The 228-nt window shown below is 64.0% G+C and carries 1 protein-coding gene; it reads right to left on the bottom strand.

Translation table 11 applies throughout. The features are described from left to right. A partial coding sequence (locus ABLQ08_RS32575; protein ID WP_417714978.1) for a calcium-binding protein occupies positions 1–228 on the bottom strand: 228 nt, incomplete at both ends.

The raw sequence follows: 228 nt of genomic DNA, 5'->3' as shown, positions 1-228 counted from the left end.
GTCGACGTCGGACGCGCCCGTGCCGCTGTCCTGATACGTGTCGAAGTCGTCGTAAAGACCAAACTCGTACGTGTCGGAACCCTCGCCGCCGTCCAGCGTGTCGTTGCCGTCACCGCCGACAATGACATCGTCGCCAGCCGTGCCGATGATCGTGTCGTTGCCACCGGCTCCGTCAAGCTTGGCGTCCGTCACCGTCATGCCGGAGAAGTCGAGCGTGTTGCCGTTGCC

Origin of the sequence: Roseibium sp. SCP14 (assembly GCF_040329475.1) — a bacterium.
Classification (GTDB): domain Bacteria; phylum Pseudomonadota; class Alphaproteobacteria; order Rhizobiales; family Stappiaceae; genus Roseibium.
The sequence above is the reverse complement of the archived record's forward strand: the minus strand, read 5'-3'. Positions and strand labels throughout refer to the sequence as shown.